General features: G+C 62.5%; 18 protein-coding genes. 12 read left to right on the forward strand and 6 right to left on the reverse strand.

What is annotated here, in order from left to right; genetic code table 11:
- The first annotated feature begins 9 nt into the window (after nt 1-9).
- Nucleotides 10-207: a hypothetical protein gene (locus tag ACOAP0_RS04415; RefSeq protein ID WP_498375425.1), complete on the forward strand. Its 198-nt coding sequence runs from the start codon at nt 10-12 to the stop codon at nt 205-207.
- Nucleotides 208-216: 9 nt separating this feature from the next.
- On the opposite strand, the gene ACOAP0_RS04420 is transcribed toward ACOAP0_RS04415, so the two are convergent.
- The 3 genes from ACOAP0_RS04420 to msrA all read right to left on the reverse strand — a co-directional run bounded on the left by ACOAP0_RS04420 (nt 217) and on the right by msrA (nt 3592).
- The gene (locus ACOAP0_RS04420; RefSeq protein ID WP_498375424.1) at nt 217-1584 is read right to left on the reverse strand and encodes a sigma-54-dependent transcriptional regulator; all 1368 of its coding nucleotides are present in this window, start codon (nt 1582-1584) and stop codon (nt 217-219) included.
- Between the two features lie 6 nt (nt 1585-1590).
- Entirely contained in the window at nt 1591-2970 is a 1380-nt protein-coding gene (locus ACOAP0_RS04425) for a sensor histidine kinase (protein WP_498375423.1), read from the reverse strand.
- 79 nt (nt 2971-3049) lie between these two features.
- Complete coding sequence (gene msrA, locus ACOAP0_RS04430; protein WP_498391324.1) at nt 3050-3592, reverse strand: peptide-methionine (S)-S-oxide reductase MsrA; 543 nt, start codon at nt 3590-3592, stop codon at nt 3050-3052.
- A 230-nt stretch (nt 3593-3822) separates the two neighbouring features.
- Here msrA and ACOAP0_RS04435 point away from each other — a divergent pair, with 230 nt between their 5' ends.
- From ACOAP0_RS04435 to ACOAP0_RS04460, 6 genes are all read left to right on the forward strand, one after another.
- Nucleotides 3823-4509, forward strand: a complete 687-nt coding sequence (locus tag ACOAP0_RS04435) for a TetR/AcrR family transcriptional regulator (RefSeq protein ID WP_087494681.1) — start codon at nt 3823-3825, stop codon at nt 4507-4509.
- A gap of 4 nt (nt 4510-4513) precedes the next feature.
- The gene (locus tag ACOAP0_RS04440) at nt 4514-5647 is read left to right on the forward strand and encodes an efflux RND transporter periplasmic adaptor subunit (RefSeq protein WP_498375421.1); all 1134 of its coding nucleotides are present in this window, start codon (nt 4514-4516) and stop codon (nt 5645-5647) included.
- Nucleotides 5647-8826, forward strand: a complete 3180-nt coding sequence (locus tag ACOAP0_RS04445; RefSeq protein ID WP_498375420.1) for an efflux RND transporter permease subunit — start codon at nt 5647-5649, stop codon at nt 8824-8826. The genes ACOAP0_RS04440 and ACOAP0_RS04445 overlap by 1 nt, the downstream gene beginning before the upstream one ends.
- Before the next feature lie 42 nt (nt 8827-8868).
- Entirely contained in the window at nt 8869-9522 is a 654-nt protein-coding gene (locus ACOAP0_RS04450; RefSeq protein ID WP_498375419.1) for a protein-L-isoaspartate O-methyltransferase family protein, read from the forward strand.
- Nucleotides 9523-9543: 21 nt separating this feature from the next.
- The gene (locus ACOAP0_RS04455; RefSeq protein WP_498375418.1) at nt 9544-9885 is read left to right on the forward strand and encodes a rhodanese-like domain-containing protein; all 342 of its coding nucleotides are present in this window, start codon (nt 9544-9546) and stop codon (nt 9883-9885) included.
- A 61-nt stretch (nt 9886-9946) separates the two neighbouring features.
- A complete protein-coding gene (locus tag ACOAP0_RS04460; RefSeq protein WP_498375417.1) occupies nt 9947-11281 on the forward strand; it encodes a TolC family outer membrane protein in 1335 nt (444 codons plus the stop codon).
- Between the two features lie 87 nt (nt 11282-11368).
- Here ACOAP0_RS04460 and phnN read toward each other — a convergent pair whose 3' ends face one another.
- The 3 genes from phnN to phnF are packed head-to-tail and all read right to left on the reverse strand — an operon-like array spanning nt 11369 to nt 13402.
- A complete protein-coding gene (phnN, locus tag ACOAP0_RS04465) occupies nt 11369-11953 on the reverse strand; it encodes a phosphonate metabolism protein/1,5-bisphosphokinase (PRPP-forming) PhnN (protein WP_498375416.1) in 585 nt (194 codons plus the stop codon).
- Complete coding sequence (locus ACOAP0_RS04470; protein ID WP_498375415.1) at nt 11950-12657, reverse strand: DUF1045 domain-containing protein; 708 nt, start codon at nt 12655-12657, stop codon at nt 11950-11952. Before ACOAP0_RS04470 ends, phnN begins: the two co-directional genes overlap by 4 nt.
- Entirely contained in the window at nt 12650-13402 is a 753-nt protein-coding gene (gene phnF / locus ACOAP0_RS04475) for a phosphonate metabolism transcriptional regulator PhnF (RefSeq protein ID WP_498375414.1), read from the reverse strand. Before phnF ends, ACOAP0_RS04470 begins: the two co-directional genes overlap by 8 nt.
- 75 nt (nt 13403-13477) lie before the next feature.
- Here phnF and phnG point away from each other — a divergent pair, with 75 nt between their 5' ends.
- From phnG to ACOAP0_RS04500, 5 genes are read left to right on the forward strand one after another with little or no spacing between them, the layout of a single operon-like run.
- Nucleotides 13478-13993 (forward strand): phosphonate C-P lyase system protein PhnG, encoded by a 516-nt coding sequence (phnG, locus tag ACOAP0_RS04480; protein ID WP_498375413.1) that lies wholly within the window; start codon nt 13478-13480, stop codon nt 13991-13993.
- Nucleotides 13990-14613, forward strand: coding sequence for a phosphonate C-P lyase system protein PhnH (gene phnH / locus ACOAP0_RS04485; RefSeq protein ID WP_498375412.1), 624 nt, complete (start codon nt 13990-13992; stop codon nt 14611-14613). The genes phnG and phnH overlap by 4 nt, the downstream gene beginning before the upstream one ends.
- 2 nt (nt 14614-14615) lie before the next feature.
- Nucleotides 14616-15710, forward strand: coding sequence for a carbon-phosphorus lyase complex subunit (locus ACOAP0_RS04490; RefSeq protein WP_498375411.1), 1095 nt, complete (start codon nt 14616-14618; stop codon nt 15708-15710).
- A complete protein-coding gene (locus ACOAP0_RS04495) occupies nt 15707-16624 on the forward strand; it encodes an alpha-D-ribose 1-methylphosphonate 5-phosphate C-P-lyase PhnJ (RefSeq protein ID WP_498375410.1) in 918 nt (305 codons plus the stop codon). The genes ACOAP0_RS04490 and ACOAP0_RS04495 overlap by 4 nt, the downstream gene beginning before the upstream one ends.
- Nucleotides 16621-17064 carry a GNAT family N-acetyltransferase gene (locus ACOAP0_RS04500; protein WP_498375409.1) on the forward strand — a complete coding sequence of 148 codons (444 nt, stop codon included), beginning with the start codon at nt 16621-16623 and terminating at the stop codon, nt 17062-17064. The genes ACOAP0_RS04495 and ACOAP0_RS04500 overlap by 4 nt, the downstream gene beginning before the upstream one ends.
- The last annotated feature ends 1 nt before the right edge of the window (nt 17065 follow it).

Genomic DNA, 17065 nt, shown 5'->3' on the forward strand with positions numbered 1-17065 from the left:
TTAAGCACCATGGCAAGCGACAAAGAACCCAACTTCTGGCTCATCGTGCTCAAGCTGGCCGCGGGTGCGGCGGCATTGGCAGGTTTGGTATGGCTGGCGCTTTGGTACAGCGAAAACTACGGCACCGGTCAGCCCCTGACCCCACCGCTCAAGCCCAAGATGGACTGGGGCATAGCGAACGATTCCCCCATCCGCAACAACCGCTAGTGGGCGCGTTCAGCGCTTTAGTCCGTGGCGCTCCATGCGGTAGCGCAGGGTGTCGCGGCTGATATCCAGGGAGCGGGCAGCACGGGTCACATTCCAGTGGTGGGCTTCGAGTGCGCGCACAAGGTGCTCACGCTCCACCGCTTCCAGAGACGTCGCAGGCCCGGCCCCGGCGGCGGGCGCCGATCGCACTTCTGCCTGCGGCAATGCCAGATCGGCAATCTTTATGAAACCACCAGTTTGCAACAGTGCGGCGCGCTCCAGCAGATTGCGCAACTCCCGCACATTGCCCGGAAACGCATAGCCCTTCAAGGCTTGCGCAGCTGATGCGTCGAGGCGCAAGGTTCCATGCCCGTATTTGCGGGCCTGCTGATCCAGCAAATGGCGAGCCAGGTGCAACACGTCATCCCCGCGCGCGCGCAGGGGAGGAATCTGGATTTGGAACACACTCAGGCGATACAGCAAATCACTGCGGAAACGCCCTTCGCGCACATGGATATCCAGATCCCGGTTGGTGGCGGCCACGATGCGTACATTCACCTGCCGGTCGGTGAGCGACCCCAAGCGGCGCACCTTGAAGTTTTCCAGCACGCGCAGCAGTTTGGCCTGCAGACCCAAGTCCATTTCGCCGATTTCATCGAGAAACAAGGTGCCGCCATCGGCTGATTCGATCAGGCCCATCTTGCGGGCATGCGCGTCGGTGAAAGCGCCTTTTTCGTAGCCAAAAAGTTCACCTTCCATCAAATGGGCAGGCAGGGCTGCACAGTTGATTTCTACAAAGGGGGCATCGGCACGGGGACCTGCCTGATGGCAGGCCCTGGCAACCAACTCTTTGCCAGTCCCGGTCTCCCCGATGATCAGGATGGGCGCGGCCGAGGTTTGGTCGGTGGGTTCCAGAAGAGACAGCTTTTGCACCATGGACCGCAAGGCCACCATCTCCGGCGACTCGCCGATAAGGGCTTTCAGGCTGGAGTGACTGGCCTCGCGCTGGCGGTAGAAATGCAGGGCCCGTTGCTCACCCCGTTCTCGCAAAGCCCGCTCCACGACTTCTCGCAAGCTGGCCAGGGTCACGGGTTTGGTGAGCAGGTCCATGGAGCCCGCCTTCATGGCATCCACAGCCAGCGTGACGCTCGCATGACCGGTGACCATCACGATGCGCGGCGGGTCCTCGGTCTGTCGCAGCTGGCGGATGACTTCCAGACCATCCATGCCCGGCAGTTGGAAATCCACAATCACCACGTCGGGCACCATGCGGGCAGCAGCCTGCACGCCAATGATGCCATCGTGGGCCGCTTCGGCGTTGTGCCCCAACGACTCAAAGAACCGGACCATGTTTTTGGCTAGGACCCGTTCGTCTTCAATAACCAGAATGGATGCCATGGCGCCTCAGTGTACGGAAGTCCCAGCCGCGTCCGGCAAAGCCAAGGGGAACAGCATCTCTACACGGGTGCCACGCTCCGGCGCCGGCCGCAGGGTGATCTGCCCGCCCCACTGCTCGACCATGCGCTTGACCAGCGCGAGCCCGATGCCCAGACCTCCGCTTTTGGTGCTGAAAAATGGCCTGAACAAAGCTTGGCGCACTTCGTCGTGTAGACCGATACCGCTGTCCGTCACGCTGATATTGAGTGCCGCCCCCTGGACGACCCAAGTCACCTGCAAGTCGCCCCCATGGGGCATGGCGTCAATGGCATTGGCCACGATGCTGACCATGATCTGCCGCAGCATGGCGGTATGGGCCAGCACATCCGGTGCCTTACCCTGTGATGTAGACCAACGGATAGCGCGGCGCGTCATTTCCGGCCCCAGTTCCTCCAGGCAATCGCGAATGACAGCTACCGGGCGCACCCGCTCAATTTGCAGCTGGGGCGCTTGGGACACCCGTACAAGCTCGGTGATCCAACGATCCGCCCGGTCGACTGCGCCTGTGATGTCAGTGCAGTGTTCGGTGTGCGCTGCGTCCCCCTGCGCTTGCAGCATTTCAGCGGATACCCGAATGGAGGCCAAGGGGTTGCGCAGGTTATGGGCCACAGCGCCGGCCAGCTCAATGGCGGTGGCCAGCGTCTGGGTTTCAGCCAAGCGCGCTTGCTGCAGGCGCATTACGCGGTCTGCGCGAGCCACCGTCCAGTACAAGGCCACAAACAAAGCGGCCGCACCCAGGGCACACGCAGCCCAGAGTTGAAGATGGGCCTCCCGGATCGCCGCATTGAGCTGCACAGGCACCTTATAGAGCTCCATCACCCCCACCACTGCCTTGCCATCGGGCCCCAGGACCGGGATGTAGCTTTCCACATAAAACGGCGCCAAGGCTGCCAGTCCCACGTGTTCGCCTTTGGCTACGGTGTCCTCATCCATGCGACCGCTATGCACGACGAGTTGGCCTTGCAGGGCTTCGTCCAGCTCGTCGTTCACGGGATAGCGTTTGCCGATCAGCGAGGCGTCGGTGGACCAGGCCACGGTACCGTCGGCGGTGTAAGCGTTGGCACGTACCGGCTCGCGCATGGAGGCAATATGGGCCATCGAGCCCAGAAAGCGCGCCTGCAGCGCGGGGTCATCAGGGCGTGCGAGGTACTGGCCGGAATCATCGGTTCGCAGCAGGTTCTGGATGAAGTCCATGCTGACCTCGCCCTCGCGCTGCAGCATGCGCTGGGTCAACATCTGGGACATCAACCACCCCAGCCCCAATGCCATCGCCAGGATGCCCCCCAGACTGATCACCGCAAAGCGGCGGCGCAAGTGGATGGGCGCGGATAACGCTGCTGAGGTCATGCCTGGGGACCCTGAGTTGATGACAACTCAGGTTGTACCAGCGAATCCGTCTCGGGTTACAGCCTGAAGGGCTGTGGATTCAACTTTTCTGCAAGCGCGCGAAGGTCTTGCGGAACTTCGCCACCTTGGGCGCTGCCACCGCCATGCAGTAGCCCCGCGTCGGATTGCGGGCAAAAAAGTCCTGGTGGTAGGCCTCGGCAGGCCAGTAGTTTTGAACCGCAAGGACTTCGGTCACGATGGGGCGGCCGTAATGCCCGCTGGCGGTCAGCTCGGCGATGATGGCGCGGGCCTCGGCCTCCTGCTCCGGGGTGGAAAAGTAAATGCCACTGCGGTACTGCGTGCCGGTGTCATTGCCCTGACGGTTCAGGGTGGTCGGGTCATGAATCACGAAAAAGATCTCCAGCAACTCGCGGGTGCTCACCACCGCCGGGTCGTACACCAGCTTCACCACTTCATTGTGGCCGGTCGTCCCGGTGCACACAGCTTCGTAGCTGGGCTGGTGCAAGTGGCCATTGCTGTACCCGGATTCGACATCGACCACCCCCATCACCTCGACAAACACCGACTCGGTACACCAGAAGCAACCGCCTCCTAGGGTGATGGTTTGGTGTGTGGTGCTCATGGGGGACTCCTGAAAAGAATGGGGTTCACAGCGCCGTGGCACGATGCCCGGGCACAAGCTCAGTCGGTTGAACGCCCTGAATCTTACGGAGGAGCCCGTTATCTTGAAGCAACAAGGGCAATGCACAGACGGTTTGCACAACTTTGCACAAACTGCCCGGCACGGGAAACCACTTGGATTGACACTCAGGGGCGGCACCGGTACATTAATAACCAACCAGTCAGTAATTTATGCCAACCCTCCCCACCCTTTGTGACATTGCCTCCAGCGCGCGCGCCAAGCGCGAGCGGCGCAAAGACGCACGCCCGGGCGAGTTGCTGGCAGCCGCACTGGAACTGTTTGTGGAAAAAGGCTTTGCCGCCACCCGTGCCGAAGAGGTCGCGAAGTTGGCCGGCGTGTCCAAGGGCACCTTGTTTTTGTATTTCTCCAGCAAGGAAGAGCTGTTCAAAGCGGTGGTGCGCGAAAACATCTCGGGCCGCTTCTCCGAATGGAGCGCCGAGTTGGAAACCTTTGAAGGCAACAGCGCCGACCTCTTGCGCTACTGCATGACGGCCTGGTGGGAACGCGTGGGTTCCACCAAGGCGTCCGGCATATCCAAGCTGATGATGAGTGAAGCAGGCAATTTTCCAGAACTTGCTGCTTTTTACCAAGAGGAAGTCGTCAAACCCGGAAATGACCTGATCCGCCGCGTCTTGCAGCGGGGCGTGGATTCCGGAGAGTTCCGGCAGCTGAATGTGGAATACGGCGTTTACCTGTTGCTCGCCCCCATGATGTTTCTGGCCCTGTGGCGCCACTCCATCGGACCCTGCGTGGCGGGCAATGGGGAACTGGACCCCATTGCCTACTTGAACACCCATATCGACAACCTGCTGCTGGGGCTGACAGTCCGCACACCTGCCGCACCCAACGCCTCCTGACACTATGAAACCCTGGATCAAATGGACCACTGTGGCCGTCAGTCTGGCCGTCGTCGCCGGTGTAGGCATGCGGCTCGTTGCGAGCAACAAAGCCAAAAAAGAGGTGCTGGAAAGCCAACAGGCTGCACTCAAAGTGCCGGTGAGCCTGGAGCTGGGTGCTGCAGATCTGGTGCGTGCAAACACCGTGGAACTCACCCGCACCCTGCCGGTTTCCGGCCCGATCAAAGCAGTGAGCTCAGCCTTTGTGAAAGCCCGTGTCGCCGGCGAACTACAAGGGCTGACTGTGCGCGAAGGCGATATGGTCAAAGCCGGTCAAGTGCTGGCGCGCGTGGACTCCACGGAATACCAAGCCCGCACCCGCCAGGCTCAACAGCAAGCCGAATCCGCCAAAGCGCAGGTGGATATTGCCCGCCGCAGCTTTGAGAACAACCGCAAGCTGGTGGACCAGGGCTTTATTTCCCAGACTGCACTGGAGTCCTCCAGCGCCAGCCTTGCAGCTGCCGAGGCCTCCTACCGCGCTGCGATGGCAGGTGTGGATGTGGCGGCCAAATCCCTGGAAGACACCGTGCTGCGCGCCCCCATTTCAGGCCAGGTCGCACAGCGCCTGACCCAGCCCGGCGAACGCGTGGCGATTGATGCGCGCGTGCTGGAAATCGTGGACCTGAGCCGCCTTGAGGTGGAAGCCAATCTGGCAGCGGCCGACTCACTGGGCGTTAAACCCGGACAAACTGCGCAACTGACGGTAGAAGGCTCTGCCCAGCGCCTGCAAGCCCGCGTGGCCCGCATCAACCCCAGCGCGGTGGCGGGCAGCCGCTCTGTGCTGGTGTATTTGAGCCTGGAAAAGCCTGAAGGCCTGCGCCAGGGCCTGTTCGCCCAAGGCGCACTGGCCGTGGGTGTCAGCCGCACACTGGCTTTGCCCGTGAGCGCCATACGCACCGACAAACCACAACCCTATGTGCAGTGGGTGCAGGACAACAAAGTCGCCCACCAGACGGTGGAGCTGGGCGAGCGCGGTGATGCAAATGGCGTGGCCATGGTCAGCGTCAAGGGCATACCCGAAGGTACTCCTGTGTTGTCGGGCGCAGTGGGCGCCCTGCGTGCGGGAACCGCGATCAAAAACGCAGCAGGTAGCAACTGATGTGGTTTACCCGCGTTAGTCTCCAGAACCCGGTGTTCGCCACCATGGTCATGCTGGCCTTGGTGGTGCTGGGCTTGTTTTCGTTACAACGTTTGCAGGTCGACCAGTTCCCGAATATCGACTTTCCGGTGGTGGTGGTCATCACCGACTACCCCGGTGCATCTCCCGAAATTGTGGAGAGTGAAGTCTCCAAAAAAGTGGAAGAAGGCGTCAACTCGATCGCCGGCATCAATGCCCTGACCTCCCGCAATTACGAGGGCCAGAGCGTGGTGGTGATTGAGTTTGGCCTGCACATCGATGGCCGCAAAGCTGCGGACGATGTGCGCGAAAAAGTGGCCGCCGTCAAACCCCTGCTGCGCACCGAAGTCAAAGAACCCCGCGTCTTGCGCTTCGATCCGTCTTCCCGCGCTGTGTGGTCGGTGGTCGTGTTGCCGGACGCCAGCCAGGGCGGCAAAGCGCTGACCGCCGTAGAACTGACCAACTGGGCAGAGCAGAACTTCAAGAAGCGCTTGGAAAATGTACGTGGCGTAGGCTCAGTCACTTTGGTGGGCGGTACCAAGCGCGAGATCAACCTTTACCTAAACCCGCAGGCGCTGGAGTCCTTCGGCATCACGCCGGACCAGGTGGTCACCGCCGTCACCAACGAAAACCAGGACCTGCCCCTGGGCACCATCCACTCAAACGAGCAGGAGCGCGTGATTCAGGTACAAGCCCGCATGCAGCGCCCGGAAGACTTTGGCAGCATCATCGTGGCCCGCAAGAACGGCACACCGGTACGACTGGACCAGGTCGCCCGCGTGGCCGATGGCGCCCAGGAGGCCGAGACACTGGCCCTCTACAACGGCCAGCGCACCCTGCTGATGAACGTGCAAAAGTCCCAGGACGAAAACACCATCGTGGTGGTGGACGGCCTGGTCAAAGCACTGGCCGAGATGCAAAAGCAGTTGCCTCCGGGCGTGCGGCTGGAGCAGATCACCGATGGGTCGCGCCAGATCCGGGTGTCGGTCAACAACGTGCGCCAAACGCTGATTGAAGGCGCAGTGCTTACGGTGCTCATCGTGTTCCTGTTCCTGAACTCGTGGCGCTCCACCGTCATTACCGGACTCACGCTCCCGATTGCGCTGATAGGCACCTTCTTGTTCATGAATGCCTTCGGCTTCACCATCAACATGATCACGCTGATGGCCCTGTCGCTGTGCGTGGGCTTACTGATTGATGATGCGATCGTGGTCCGCGAAAACATCGTGCGCCACGTGCAAATGGGCAAGAACGCCTACAACGCCTCGCTGGACGGCACCCAGGAAATCGGCCTGGCCGTGCTGGCCACTACCCTCTCCATCGTGGCTGTGTTCCTGCCCATCGGCTTCATGGGCGGCATCATCGGCAAGTTCTTCCACGAGTTCGGCATCACCATCGTGGCGGCAGTGCTGATCTCGATGTTTGTGAGCTTCACGCTGGACCCCATGCTCTCCAGCATCTGGCATGACCCCAGTATTGAGAGCCACGGTAAAGGCCATGCTCCGGTCACCTTCTACGACAAGACCATAGGTCGCGTTACCGGCCTGTTTGACCGCGGTACCGAGGCCTTGGCTGAGGGCTACCAAAGCATCCTGCGCTGGGCTTTGCTGCACAAGCTGGCCACAGTGTTGATCGCCGTCGGCATTTTTGTCGGCAGCATCTTGATGGTGCCGCTCCTGGGCACCGAGTTTGTTCCCAAATCAGACTTCTCAGAGACGTCGCTCACCTTCAACACGCCGGTGGGTTCGTCATTGGAAGTGACGGAGTCCCGGGCCCGACAGGTCGAGGCCATCATCCGCGAATTCCCCGAGGTGCGTTACACGCTGACCACGATCAACACCGGCAATGCGCAGGGGAAGATTTACGCCAACATTTACATCCGCCTCGTGGACCGCAACAACCGCAGCCTGAGCGTGGACCAGATGTCAGTGAAGCTGCGTCAGCGCCTGCGCAATGTGGCCGGCATCACGGTGACCCACGTGGGCTTGCTGGATTCAGTCGGTGGGCAGAAGCAGATATTGTTCTCCATTCAAGGCCCCGACACGCACGAACTCGAGCGACTCACCGTGGTGGCGCTGGACAAGGTGCGCGACGTCCCCGGCCTCGTGGATCTGGACTCCAGCATGAAACCCAACAAGCCCACGCTGGACGTGCGGGTGCGACGGGATGCGGCCTCGGACCTCGGCCTGAATGTGGCCCAGATCGGCAGCGCCCTGCGCACCTTGATCGCCGGAAAGACCGTGGGCAACTGGCGCGCGCCGGACGACCAAACCTATGACGTCAATGTGCGCCTGGCACCCGATGCCCGCAATGCCGCGTCGGACCTGCAGCGCCTGCCCTTCACCGTGGGCAGCAATGCCGATGGCAGCCCCCGCATCGTGCGACTGAACCAGGTGGCCGACGTGCGTGAATCCACCGGCCCGAACCAGATCAACCGCCGCGACCTTACCCGCGAGGTGTCCATCAGCGGCAACGTGTCGGGCCGCTCGGCGGGCGAGGTGTCGGCCGACATCAAGACCGCGATGGACAGCATCAGCCTGCCGCCGGGCTACAGCTACAAATTCAGCGGTTCCACCAAAGACATGGCGGAAGCCTTCGGCTACGCCATTTCGGCGCTGGTACTGGCCATCGTGTTCATCTACATGATTCTGGCCAGCCAGTTCAAGAGCTTCCTGCAACCGTTGGCGCTGATGACCTCCCTGCCGCTCACGCTGATCGGCGTGGTGCTGGCACTGATGATGTTCAACTCCACGCTCTCCATGTTTTCCATCATCGGGGTGGTGATGCTGATGGGCCTGGTCACCAAGAATGCGATTCTGCTGGTGGACTTTGCCATCCGCGCCCGTGAAGGCGGCACGGACGAACAAGGCCATCCCGTTCCCGGCTTGCCCCGCTCGGAAGCCCTGTTGTTGGCCGCCAAAGTGCGCCTGCGCCCCATCCTGATGACCACGCTGGCCATGATCTTCGGCATGGTGCCGCTGGCCTTTGCCTTGAGCGAAGGCGCCGAAATGCGCGCTCCCATGGGACAGGCAGTGATCGGTGGCGTGATTACCTCTTCTTTGCTCACACTGGTAGTGGTTCCGGTGGTGTACTGCTACATGGATGATCTGGCGCAATGGGCCAAACGTTTGTGGTCCGGCGCACCCTCCACCGGCCGGTAAAATTTGTCACACCCGTTTAACGTGACCCAAGGAAACTTCGCCATGCATCCGAATCAAGCCCGTTTCAACATGATCGAGCAACAAATCCGCCCCTGGAATGTGCTCGACCTCCAGGTTCTGGAGCTGCTGGACAACGTGCACCGTGACGAATTTGTGCCCGCCGCCCACAAGAGCCTGGCCTTTGCCGACCTCGAAATCCCCCTGCCCGCCGGCCAGTGCATGCTCGCCCCCCGCCTCGAAGCCCGCCTTTTGCAGGATCTGGCCGTCCAGTCGCACGAATCCGTGCTCGAAATCGGTGCCGGCTCCGGCTTCATGGCCGCCCTGTTGGCCCACCGCGCCCGCCAGGTGCTGACTCTGGAAATCGTGCCCGAGCTCGCAGCGTTTGCCCGCAGCAACCTCGCACAAGCCGGTCTGAACAATGTGACTGTGCGTGAAGCTGATGGCTCCAAGCTCGGCGCCTCCGAGGGCAAATTTGACGTGATCCTGCTCAGCGGCTCGGTCGGTCAAATTCCCCAAGACCTGTTGAAACACCTCACGATCGGCGGACGCCTGGGCGCTATCGTTGGCGATGACCCGGTCATGAACGCCACCATCGTCACCCGCACCAGCGAAACCGACTTTCGCACCGTGGCCACCTGGGAAACCGTGGTCCAGCGCCTGCAAGGTTTTGCGGAACCCGAGCGATTCCAGTTTTAAAACCCTCCCTGTGCAATTGGCATGATCAGTCAAATCCGTCCCACCGACCTTGAAGCCTGGTACTCCAGTGTGGAAGGCCTCGGCCAGCCCCTGGTGCTGGACGTACGCGAGCCCCACGAACTGGCCTTGGCCAGCGTGGTGCCGGACGGATTCGACGTGCTCAGCATTCCCATGGGGGTGGTTCCGGTCCGCTTGCAGGAACTGCCTGCCGACCGGCCGATTGCCTGCCTCTGCCACCACGGCGCGCGCAGCATGCAAGTGGCCCTGTTTTTGCAAAGCCGCGGCTTTGAGGACCTGGCCAACATTGCAGGCGGCATCGACGCATGGTCTGCAGAACGGGACGTCCATGTCCCGCGCTACTAGCACCAGAGTGACCAGGCACCGAATTCATCCCCTTTTGACACCCTGACTGAGAAAGCCATCCATGCACAGCCCCACCACCTTCCGACAGCGCCTCTTGCCCCTCGCATGGGCCCTGGCCGGCGTGTTTGCCGCATCCCACGCGTCTGCCCAAAGCCTGCAGGACCTGTACACCGCAGCACGTGGCTATGACGCCAGTTACCAGTCCGCCAAGAGCCTGTATGAGGCCAATCTGGCCAAAGCCGAGCAGGCCCGGGCCCTGCTGCTGCCCAGCGCCAACTTTGCATTGGGTGCCAGCCGCTCCAACCAGGAAATTCTGCCCAACCCGGACCGCAGCTTCGGCGCACAAACGGCCACCATCAGCGCTTCCCAGCCCCTGTACCGCCCCGCCAACAAGGCCAGCTACGACCAGGGCATGAAGAGCGTGGAAGCCGCCAAGGCCCAGTTGTTGGCCTCTGAGCAAGATCTGATCGTGCGGGTGAGCCAGGCCTACTTTGATGTGCTGGCCTCGACCGACAGCCTGACCTTTGTCAAAGCCCAAAAGGCTGCAGTAGCCGAGCAACTGGCCTCTGCCAAGCGCAACTTCGAGGTCGGTACCTCCACCATCACCGATACCCGCGAAGCCCAGGCCCGCTTTGACCTGGTAGTCGCCCAGGAACTGGCTGCTGAGAACGACCTGCGCGTCAAATCCATCGCCCTGAACCAGCTGGTGGGCGTGAGCAATGCCTCGCCCAAGCCACTGGCCGCCCCCATCGTGCTGGCACCGGTGGAACCCGCGGACCCGGAAGCCTGGGTGCAACAGTCTGAAGACCAGCATCCCGCACTGGCGCAGTTGAAGGTGGCCCTGGAAGTGGCCAAGCTGGAAACGGCCAAAGCAGAAGCCGGCCACAAACCCACCCTGGACCTGACAGGCAGCTATTCCGCAGTCAACAACAACGGCACGTCCACCGCTGTTGCCGATAGCCGTGTGAACGTGGCCACCATCGGTGTGAGCTTCAACCTGCCGGTATTCGCCGGTTTTGCGACCCAGAACCGCATCAAGGAAACCCTGGCGCTGGAAGAGAAAGCCCGCACCGATCTGGAAGCCAGCCGCCGCACCATCGCGCAGGCCACCCGCACCGCCTACTTCGGCGTACAAAGCGGTCAGGCCCAGGTCAAGGCCTACGAGGCTGCCGAAGCCTCCAGCCAGAGCGCGCTGGACGCCAACAAGCTGGGCTACCAAGTGGGTGTGCGCATCAACATCGATGTGCTCAATAGCCAGAGCCAGCTCTACAGCACCAAGGCCACCCTGGCCAAAGCGCGTTACGATGTGCTGGTGGGTGGATTGAAGCTCAAGCAAGCCGCCGGCACCCTGAAGGCCGAAGACCTGGCGCCTATCAACAGCCAGCTGGTACCGTGATGCCCCCCGGAGGCACTTTGATATAGAAAGTGCCTCTGGTGCCCGCCGGATATGCGCGAGCAGCTATAAAAACAATAGCAAGCCTCCCTAGCGGAGGCTTTTTTGTGCCCGGGCTGACCATCCCGGCAGAAAGCCCAAAGCCAACTCCAGCTGGTGCCCGGCATCCTGCAGGCGCGCGTTGTTGTGGATTTCCAGCACCGTCGTGCCTGATGGGCGCTCCAAAGGTGGTGCGCGCTCCAGCCGCGCCCGGATGTCTGATGCACTCTCGCGACCGCGTGCCACCAGGCGTTCCAGCAACACCTCCGGGGACGCAGTGACATGCAGCACTACCAACCCGGGGAAAAGGGCTATGGCTTGCGGCAAGTAAGCACGTGAGCCTGTCACGAACACCCAGCCGGTGCCGGGGGGGCCCTGCAACTCAGCGTGGCGCACCCCATAGTCCAGACCATTGGCGGACCAGCACAGCCCGAAGCTGCCAGCATCGCGGGCGTCTGCAAATGTTTCGCGGTTCATCGGCTCGTGCTGCTCTGCACCCGGGTGCGCTGCACGGGTGATGCAACGCCGGGCAAAGTGCACTCCGGCGTCCGGTGGCAGATGCGCTTTCAGCCACTCCAACACGCTGTCTTTGCCCGCGCCTGACGGACCCAGCACATAGATGAGCACCGGACTCATGACGCCAGCGGGAACTGATCCAGCACCACAAAGTCTGCGCCCAGATGAGGCTCGGCGAACAAGGTCAGGCTGTCCATCTGGTCGGGCGTCTTGCCATCAAAATGCCGCTGCGCCGCGGTCTGCAACGCCTGCACTTCTTGGGGCACACGACCGTGCAAGCTCCCAGTGAGCGACATGTGAAACCGGAAGTGCTCGAACACATACGGGTAACCCCAAGCCACCAGCATCGCGTCTTCGGCAGCGGTCAGCGGCGCTTTGCGGCGGCGCTGCAACTCGGCCTCCGACAGCGGGGCTACCAAGGCATGCAGCTCACGCACACAAGCGGCTGCAATGTGGTCCAGACCGGTGGTGTCACCCACGGGAGTCAGTGCCAGAAAGTCATCCAGATGGCTCACCTGCAAGCGGGGCATGGGAATGGTGCTCAGGCTCCCCGCCAAAAGCGCCATGCGCTCGCGCAGCTGCGGCAAACTCGCGCCAGCTGCCAGGCTAAAGGGCGCTTTCAAAGTGGCGTGCCAGCCGTAGCGGCGCGGTGCGGCGGTCAGCTCTGCAAGGGCCAAGGGCGACATGCCGTTCACCTCCGGCTGCACCCGCAACAACCCATCATGCGCACAGCGCCCCAGCCACTGGCTGCCGGCTTGCCATGCATCGCTGCCTATGGCGGGGGCGAAATACACCGCATAGCGGTGGTAGTGGGTCTCAGTCATGGTGGTTCACCATCAGGTTGACGCGGTCCCCGGCAAACCAGGTCAGTGCGAATTCGATCGGTACGCCGGCCGTGTCCACGTTCACACTTTCCACGCGCAGCACCGGCCGGTTCACCGGCTGGCGCAAGTGGGCGGCTACGTCCGCCTCCGGCATTTGGGCGGTGATGCGGCTTTCCTGCCGGGTGTAGTCCGCCACGCCGGCCGCCTGAAAGGCCGCGGTGATGGAGCCAGTCTGCGCGACCACCATATCCAGCCCTTCAAAGCGGGGCAAAGGAAAAGCCCGTTCACTCACATGCAGCGGCAGGCCTTGGGCCTCGCCCAACACCTCCAGCACCAGCACCTTGCTGCGCGCAGGCAGGGCCAAGGCCGTGGCTTGTGATTTGGTGGCCCGCTCGGTGCGCACCGACAGCACCTGCAAGCCGCCTTTGAGCCCGGCATGTGCCAGGTTCTGCTGATGGCGCGTGCGCTTGGCCAGCATCAGGTCAACTGCGAAGTCTTCCACGTAGGTGCCGCTGCCCTGAGCGATGCGCACCAGCCCTTGGCTGGACAGGCTCGCCAGCGAACGGCGGATGGTGTGCCGGTTGACTCCGAACTGTTCGGCCAATGCGTGTTCCGACGGCAGGCGCTGCCCCGGGCGGTAGGCACCGCGTCCGATGGCATCGGCAATGTCGGAGGCGATGCGCGTCCAGAAGCTCTCTTTGGTGCCGCTCTCAACGGCTGCGTCGATGGAAGTAATGCTTGTCATGAAACCTACATACCCGCTGGATAAGCTGCGGACAGATTCTAAATTTGTCTATACAACTTTCAGGGTACCACTGCGATGTTTCACGCATTTGACAATGACGGACCGCCCCGGCACACCACCCGCCCGGACTGGATGGCGCTGCTGGCCAGAGCCCCGCTGGACCTTCTCGAATCCGCACTCGCCCCGTATGCAACGCAAGCCCCGCAATGGCTGCGCCAGCCCGAAACGGGGCTCTACATGGTGGAGGGACGTGCAGGCGCTACTGGTGAACGCTTTAACCTCGGTGAAGTCACCGTCACCCGCTGCGCGCTGCGTCTTCCCTCCGCCTCTGCGGCTTCCGGCCACACCGTGGGCGTGGCTTATGTGCTGGGTCGCTCACGCCGCAAGGCCCACCTCGCCGCTGCGGCCGATGCCCTGCTGCAAGACCCTGCCCACCACGACGCGCTGAACGAGCAGTTGCTCCAACCGGTGCGCCGCCACCTGGCTCTGCACAGCGCGCAACGCCACGCCAAAGCACAAAGCACCAAGGTGGAATTCTTCACCGTGGCCCGTGAATCCGGCGGCGAAGATGACGAAGGAGACCAGGAATGAACACCCCCGACCTCAGCACCCTGGGTGCCGGCTTTAGCCACGAAGCACTGGGCAGCCAGGCCGTGTTCCGCCAGGCCCTGCAAGCCCTGTCGCACCCCGGCCGCTGCATCGCAGTGCCCAGCGATGCGCAGGTGCCTGAAGGTGCCCACCCCGCCTCAGCCGCCTTTCTGCTCGCCATGCTGGACTCGGATTGCCGCGTCTGGCTCTCACCCCGCCTGGCCGCCGGCCCTGCCGCGATCTGGTTGCAATTCCATACCGGCTGCACCGTGGTGCCATCGGCTGCGGATGCGGCCTTCGTCTGGGTTGCGCAAGGCGATGCCATGCCCGCCCTGCACGAACTGGAGCAAGGCTCTGACGCCTACCCCGACCAGTCCGCCACCTGCGTGATCGATGTGGCCAATCTGACTTCTGCGCATGAGGACGTTGCTTGGGAGCTCAGTGGCCCCGGCATCCAAAGCACCCAAGCACTCAGCGTGCAGGGCCTGCCGCCTGACTTCACCAGTCAGTGGGCCGCCAACCAAGCGCGATTCCCCCGTGGAGTGGATGTATTTCTGGCCAGCGAAAACCATCTGGCAGGCCTGCCGCGCACCACGCGCATAGCAACTCCAGGAGGGCGTTGAAGATGTACGTAGCCGTCAAGGGCGGAGAGACCGCCATCCTCAATAGTTACGGGCTGCTGGCTGACCAGCGCCGTGGTGACCCGGCGTTGCCGGAGCTCAGCATTGCGCAAATCCGGGAGCAGCTCAAACTGGCCGTGGACCGGGTGATGAACGAAGGCTCGGTGCACGACCCCGAGCTCGCGGCCCTCGCGATCAAGCAAGCTAGCGGTGATCTGGTGGAGGCCATCTTTTTGCTGCGCGCCTACCGTGCGACGCTCCCCCGCTTGGGCAACACCGTGCCTCTGAAAACTGAGCGCATGCAGCTGGACCGCCGCATCTCGGCCACCTTCAAAGACTTGCCCGGGGGACAGATACTGGGCCCCACCTATGACTACACCCAGCGCCTGCTGGACTTCACCTTGCTGGCCGAAGGCCGCACGCCGGTAAGCAGCGCGCCTGCGGCGCCCGTGGCTGGCACGCAAGCGTCCATCACCCCGCGTGTGGTGGATCTGCTCAACGACGAAGAGCTGATCGAAACCCGCCCCATTCCGCCGGGTGACCCGGCGCCCGTGGACCTGACCCGCGAGCCCCTGCGCTTCCCAGCGGCGCGGGCGACCCGCTTGCAAAACCTGGCCCGCGCGGACGAAGGCTTTTTGCTCTCCATGGCGTACTCGACCCAGCGCGGCTACGCCCACAGCCACCCCTTCGTAGGCGAAGTGCGACTCGGCAGCGTGGCAGTGGAGATTGAGCCGGAAGAGCTGGGCTTTGCCATCTCCATCGGCGACATCGAAATCACCGAATGCGAAATGGTCAACCAATTCGCCGGCAGCAAGACCGAACCACCGCAGTTCACGCGTGGCTACGGCCTGTCTTTCGGCCACTGCGAGCGCAAGGCCATGGCCATGAGTCTGGTGGACCGTGCGTTGCGCGCGGATGAGCTGGGCGAGGCCATTGAGTCACCCGCACAAATGCAGGAATTTGTGCTGTCGCACAGCGACAGCCTGGAGGCTTCCGGCTTTGTGCAACACCTGAAATTGCCGCACTACGTGGACTTCCAGTCCGAGCTGGAGTTGATCCGCAAAATGCGCGCCGCCGCTGTGGAGGACACGACCCCATGAACGCCCGCCTGGAAACCACCTTGCCGGATACCGGCCACACCGCGGACGAGGTGCAGCAGCACTTCAACTTCGCGTACTTGGATGAGCGCACCAAGCGCATGATCCGCCGCACCATCCTGAAGGCGGTAGCCATCCCCGGCTACCAGGTGCCCTTCGGTTCCCGCGAAATGCCCTTGCCCTATGGCTGGGGGACCGGCGGCATTCAGGTCACCGCCGCAGTCATCGGCCCGGATGAAGTCCTCAAGATCATTGACCAGGGTTCGGACGACACCGTCAACGCGGTCAACATCCGCCGCTTCTTCCAGCGCACGGCCGGCGTGCGAACCACCACCCGCACCGCAGAGGCCACGCTGATCCAGACCCGCCATCGCATCCCCGAGACGCCGCTCACTGAAGGCCAGGTCATCGTGTATCAGGTGCCAGTGCCCGAGCCGCTGCAACGGCTGGAGCCGCGTGAAACCGAGACCCGCACCCTGCATGCGCTGGCGGAGTACGGCCTCATGCATGTGAAGCTCTACGAAGACATTGCGCGCTACGGCCACATTGCCACCACCTACGACTATCCGGTGATGGTGAACCAGCGCTACCTGATGGCGCCCTCGCCCATCCCCAAGTTCGACAACCCCAAGATGCACATGAACCCGGCCTTGCAGCTCTTTGGCGCAGGCCGCGAAAAGCGCATCTACGCAGTGCCGCCCTACACCGCCGTAGAAAGCCTGGGCTTTGAAGACCACCCCTTTGAAGTGCAGAAGTGGGACAGCGCTTGCGCTTTGTGTGGCGCGACCGACAGCTTCTTGGATGAAGTGATCACCGACGACGCCGGTGCCCGCATGCACGTGTGCTCAGACTCGGACTACTGCCAGTCACGCCAGGCTGCGCAAACAGAGCAGGCGCCAGCTGGAGAGGCCGCATGAGCGCCCACATCCGCCAGGCTATCGAAGCCGATTTGCCGAGCGTGCTGGCCCTGTATGCCCAGCCCGACCTGGACAACGGGCATGTGTTGAGTGAGCACGAGGCCCGCGCCGTGTTCGCGCAGTTTGCGCGCTACCCGAACTACCGCCTGTTCGTCGCCCTGCGGGACGACAGGGTAGTGGGCACTTATGCGCTGCTGGTCATGCACAACCTGGCGCATCGGGGCGCGCCTTCCGCCATTGCCGAAGACGTGGTGGTCGATAGAGCCTACCAGGGTCAGGGCATAGGTCGCCAGATGATGGCCCATGCCCTGCAACTGGCCAAAGAGGCGGGTTGCTACAAGCTGGCCCTGTCTTCCAACCGCAAGCGCAAAGACGCGCATGCGTTTTACGAATCGCTGGGCTTTCAACAGCACGGCCTGAGCTTTGTGATGGAGCCCTGAC

The organism is Curvibacter sp. Hmag1.1 (genome assembly GCF_059769165.1).

Excerpts from the sequence above, each read along its gene's own strand:
- msrA (WP_498391324.1), bottom strand. The coding sequence starts at position 3,592 with ATGAGCACCACACACCAAACCATCACCCTAGGAGGCGGTTGCTTCTGG.
- ACOAP0_RS04470 (WP_498375415.1), bottom strand. The coding sequence starts at position 12,657 with ATGACTGAGACCCACTACCACCGCTATGCGGTGTATTTCGCCCCCGCC.
- ACOAP0_RS04440 (WP_498375421.1), top strand. The coding sequence starts at position 4,514 with ATGAAACCCTGGATCAAATGGACCACTGTGGCCGTCAGTCTGGCCGTC.
- phnG (WP_498375413.1), top strand. The coding sequence starts at position 13,478 with ATGTTTCACGCATTTGACAATGACGGACCGCCCCGGCACACCACCCGC.
- ACOAP0_RS04425 (WP_498375423.1), bottom strand. The coding sequence starts at position 2,970 with ATGACCTCAGCAGCGTTATCCGCGCCCATCCACTTGCGCCGCCGCTTT.
- ACOAP0_RS04460 (WP_498375417.1), top strand. The coding sequence starts at position 9,947 with ATGCACAGCCCCACCACCTTCCGACAGCGCCTCTTGCCCCTCGCATGG.
- ACOAP0_RS04455 (WP_498375418.1), top strand. The coding sequence starts at position 9,544 with ATGATCAGTCAAATCCGTCCCACCGACCTTGAAGCCTGGTACTCCAGT.
- ACOAP0_RS04415 (WP_498375425.1), top strand. The coding sequence starts at position 10 with ATGGCAAGCGACAAAGAACCCAACTTCTGGCTCATCGTGCTCAAGCTG.
- ACOAP0_RS04450 (WP_498375419.1), top strand. The coding sequence starts at position 8,869 with ATGCATCCGAATCAAGCCCGTTTCAACATGATCGAGCAACAAATCCGC.
- ACOAP0_RS04420 (WP_498375424.1), bottom strand. The coding sequence starts at position 1,584 with ATGGCATCCATTCTGGTTATTGAAGACGAACGGGTCCTAGCCAAAAAC.
- ACOAP0_RS04445 (WP_498375420.1), top strand. The coding sequence starts at position 5,647 with ATGTGGTTTACCCGCGTTAGTCTCCAGAACCCGGTGTTCGCCACCATG.
- ACOAP0_RS04495 (WP_498375410.1), top strand. The coding sequence starts at position 15,707 with ATGAACGCCCGCCTGGAAACCACCTTGCCGGATACCGGCCACACCGCG.
- phnH (WP_498375412.1), top strand. The coding sequence starts at position 13,990 with ATGAACACCCCCGACCTCAGCACCCTGGGTGCCGGCTTTAGCCACGAA.
- ACOAP0_RS04490 (WP_498375411.1), top strand. The coding sequence starts at position 14,616 with ATGTACGTAGCCGTCAAGGGCGGAGAGACCGCCATCCTCAATAGTTAC.
- ACOAP0_RS04500 (WP_498375409.1), top strand. The coding sequence starts at position 16,621 with ATGAGCGCCCACATCCGCCAGGCTATCGAAGCCGATTTGCCGAGCGTG.
- phnF (WP_498375414.1), bottom strand. The coding sequence starts at position 13,402 with ATGACAAGCATTACTTCCATCGACGCAGCCGTTGAGAGCGGCACCAAA.
- ACOAP0_RS04435 (WP_087494681.1), top strand. The coding sequence starts at position 3,823 with ATGCCAACCCTCCCCACCCTTTGTGACATTGCCTCCAGCGCGCGCGCC.
- phnN (WP_498375416.1), bottom strand. The coding sequence starts at position 11,953 with ATGAGTCCGGTGCTCATCTATGTGCTGGGTCCGTCAGGCGCGGGCAAA.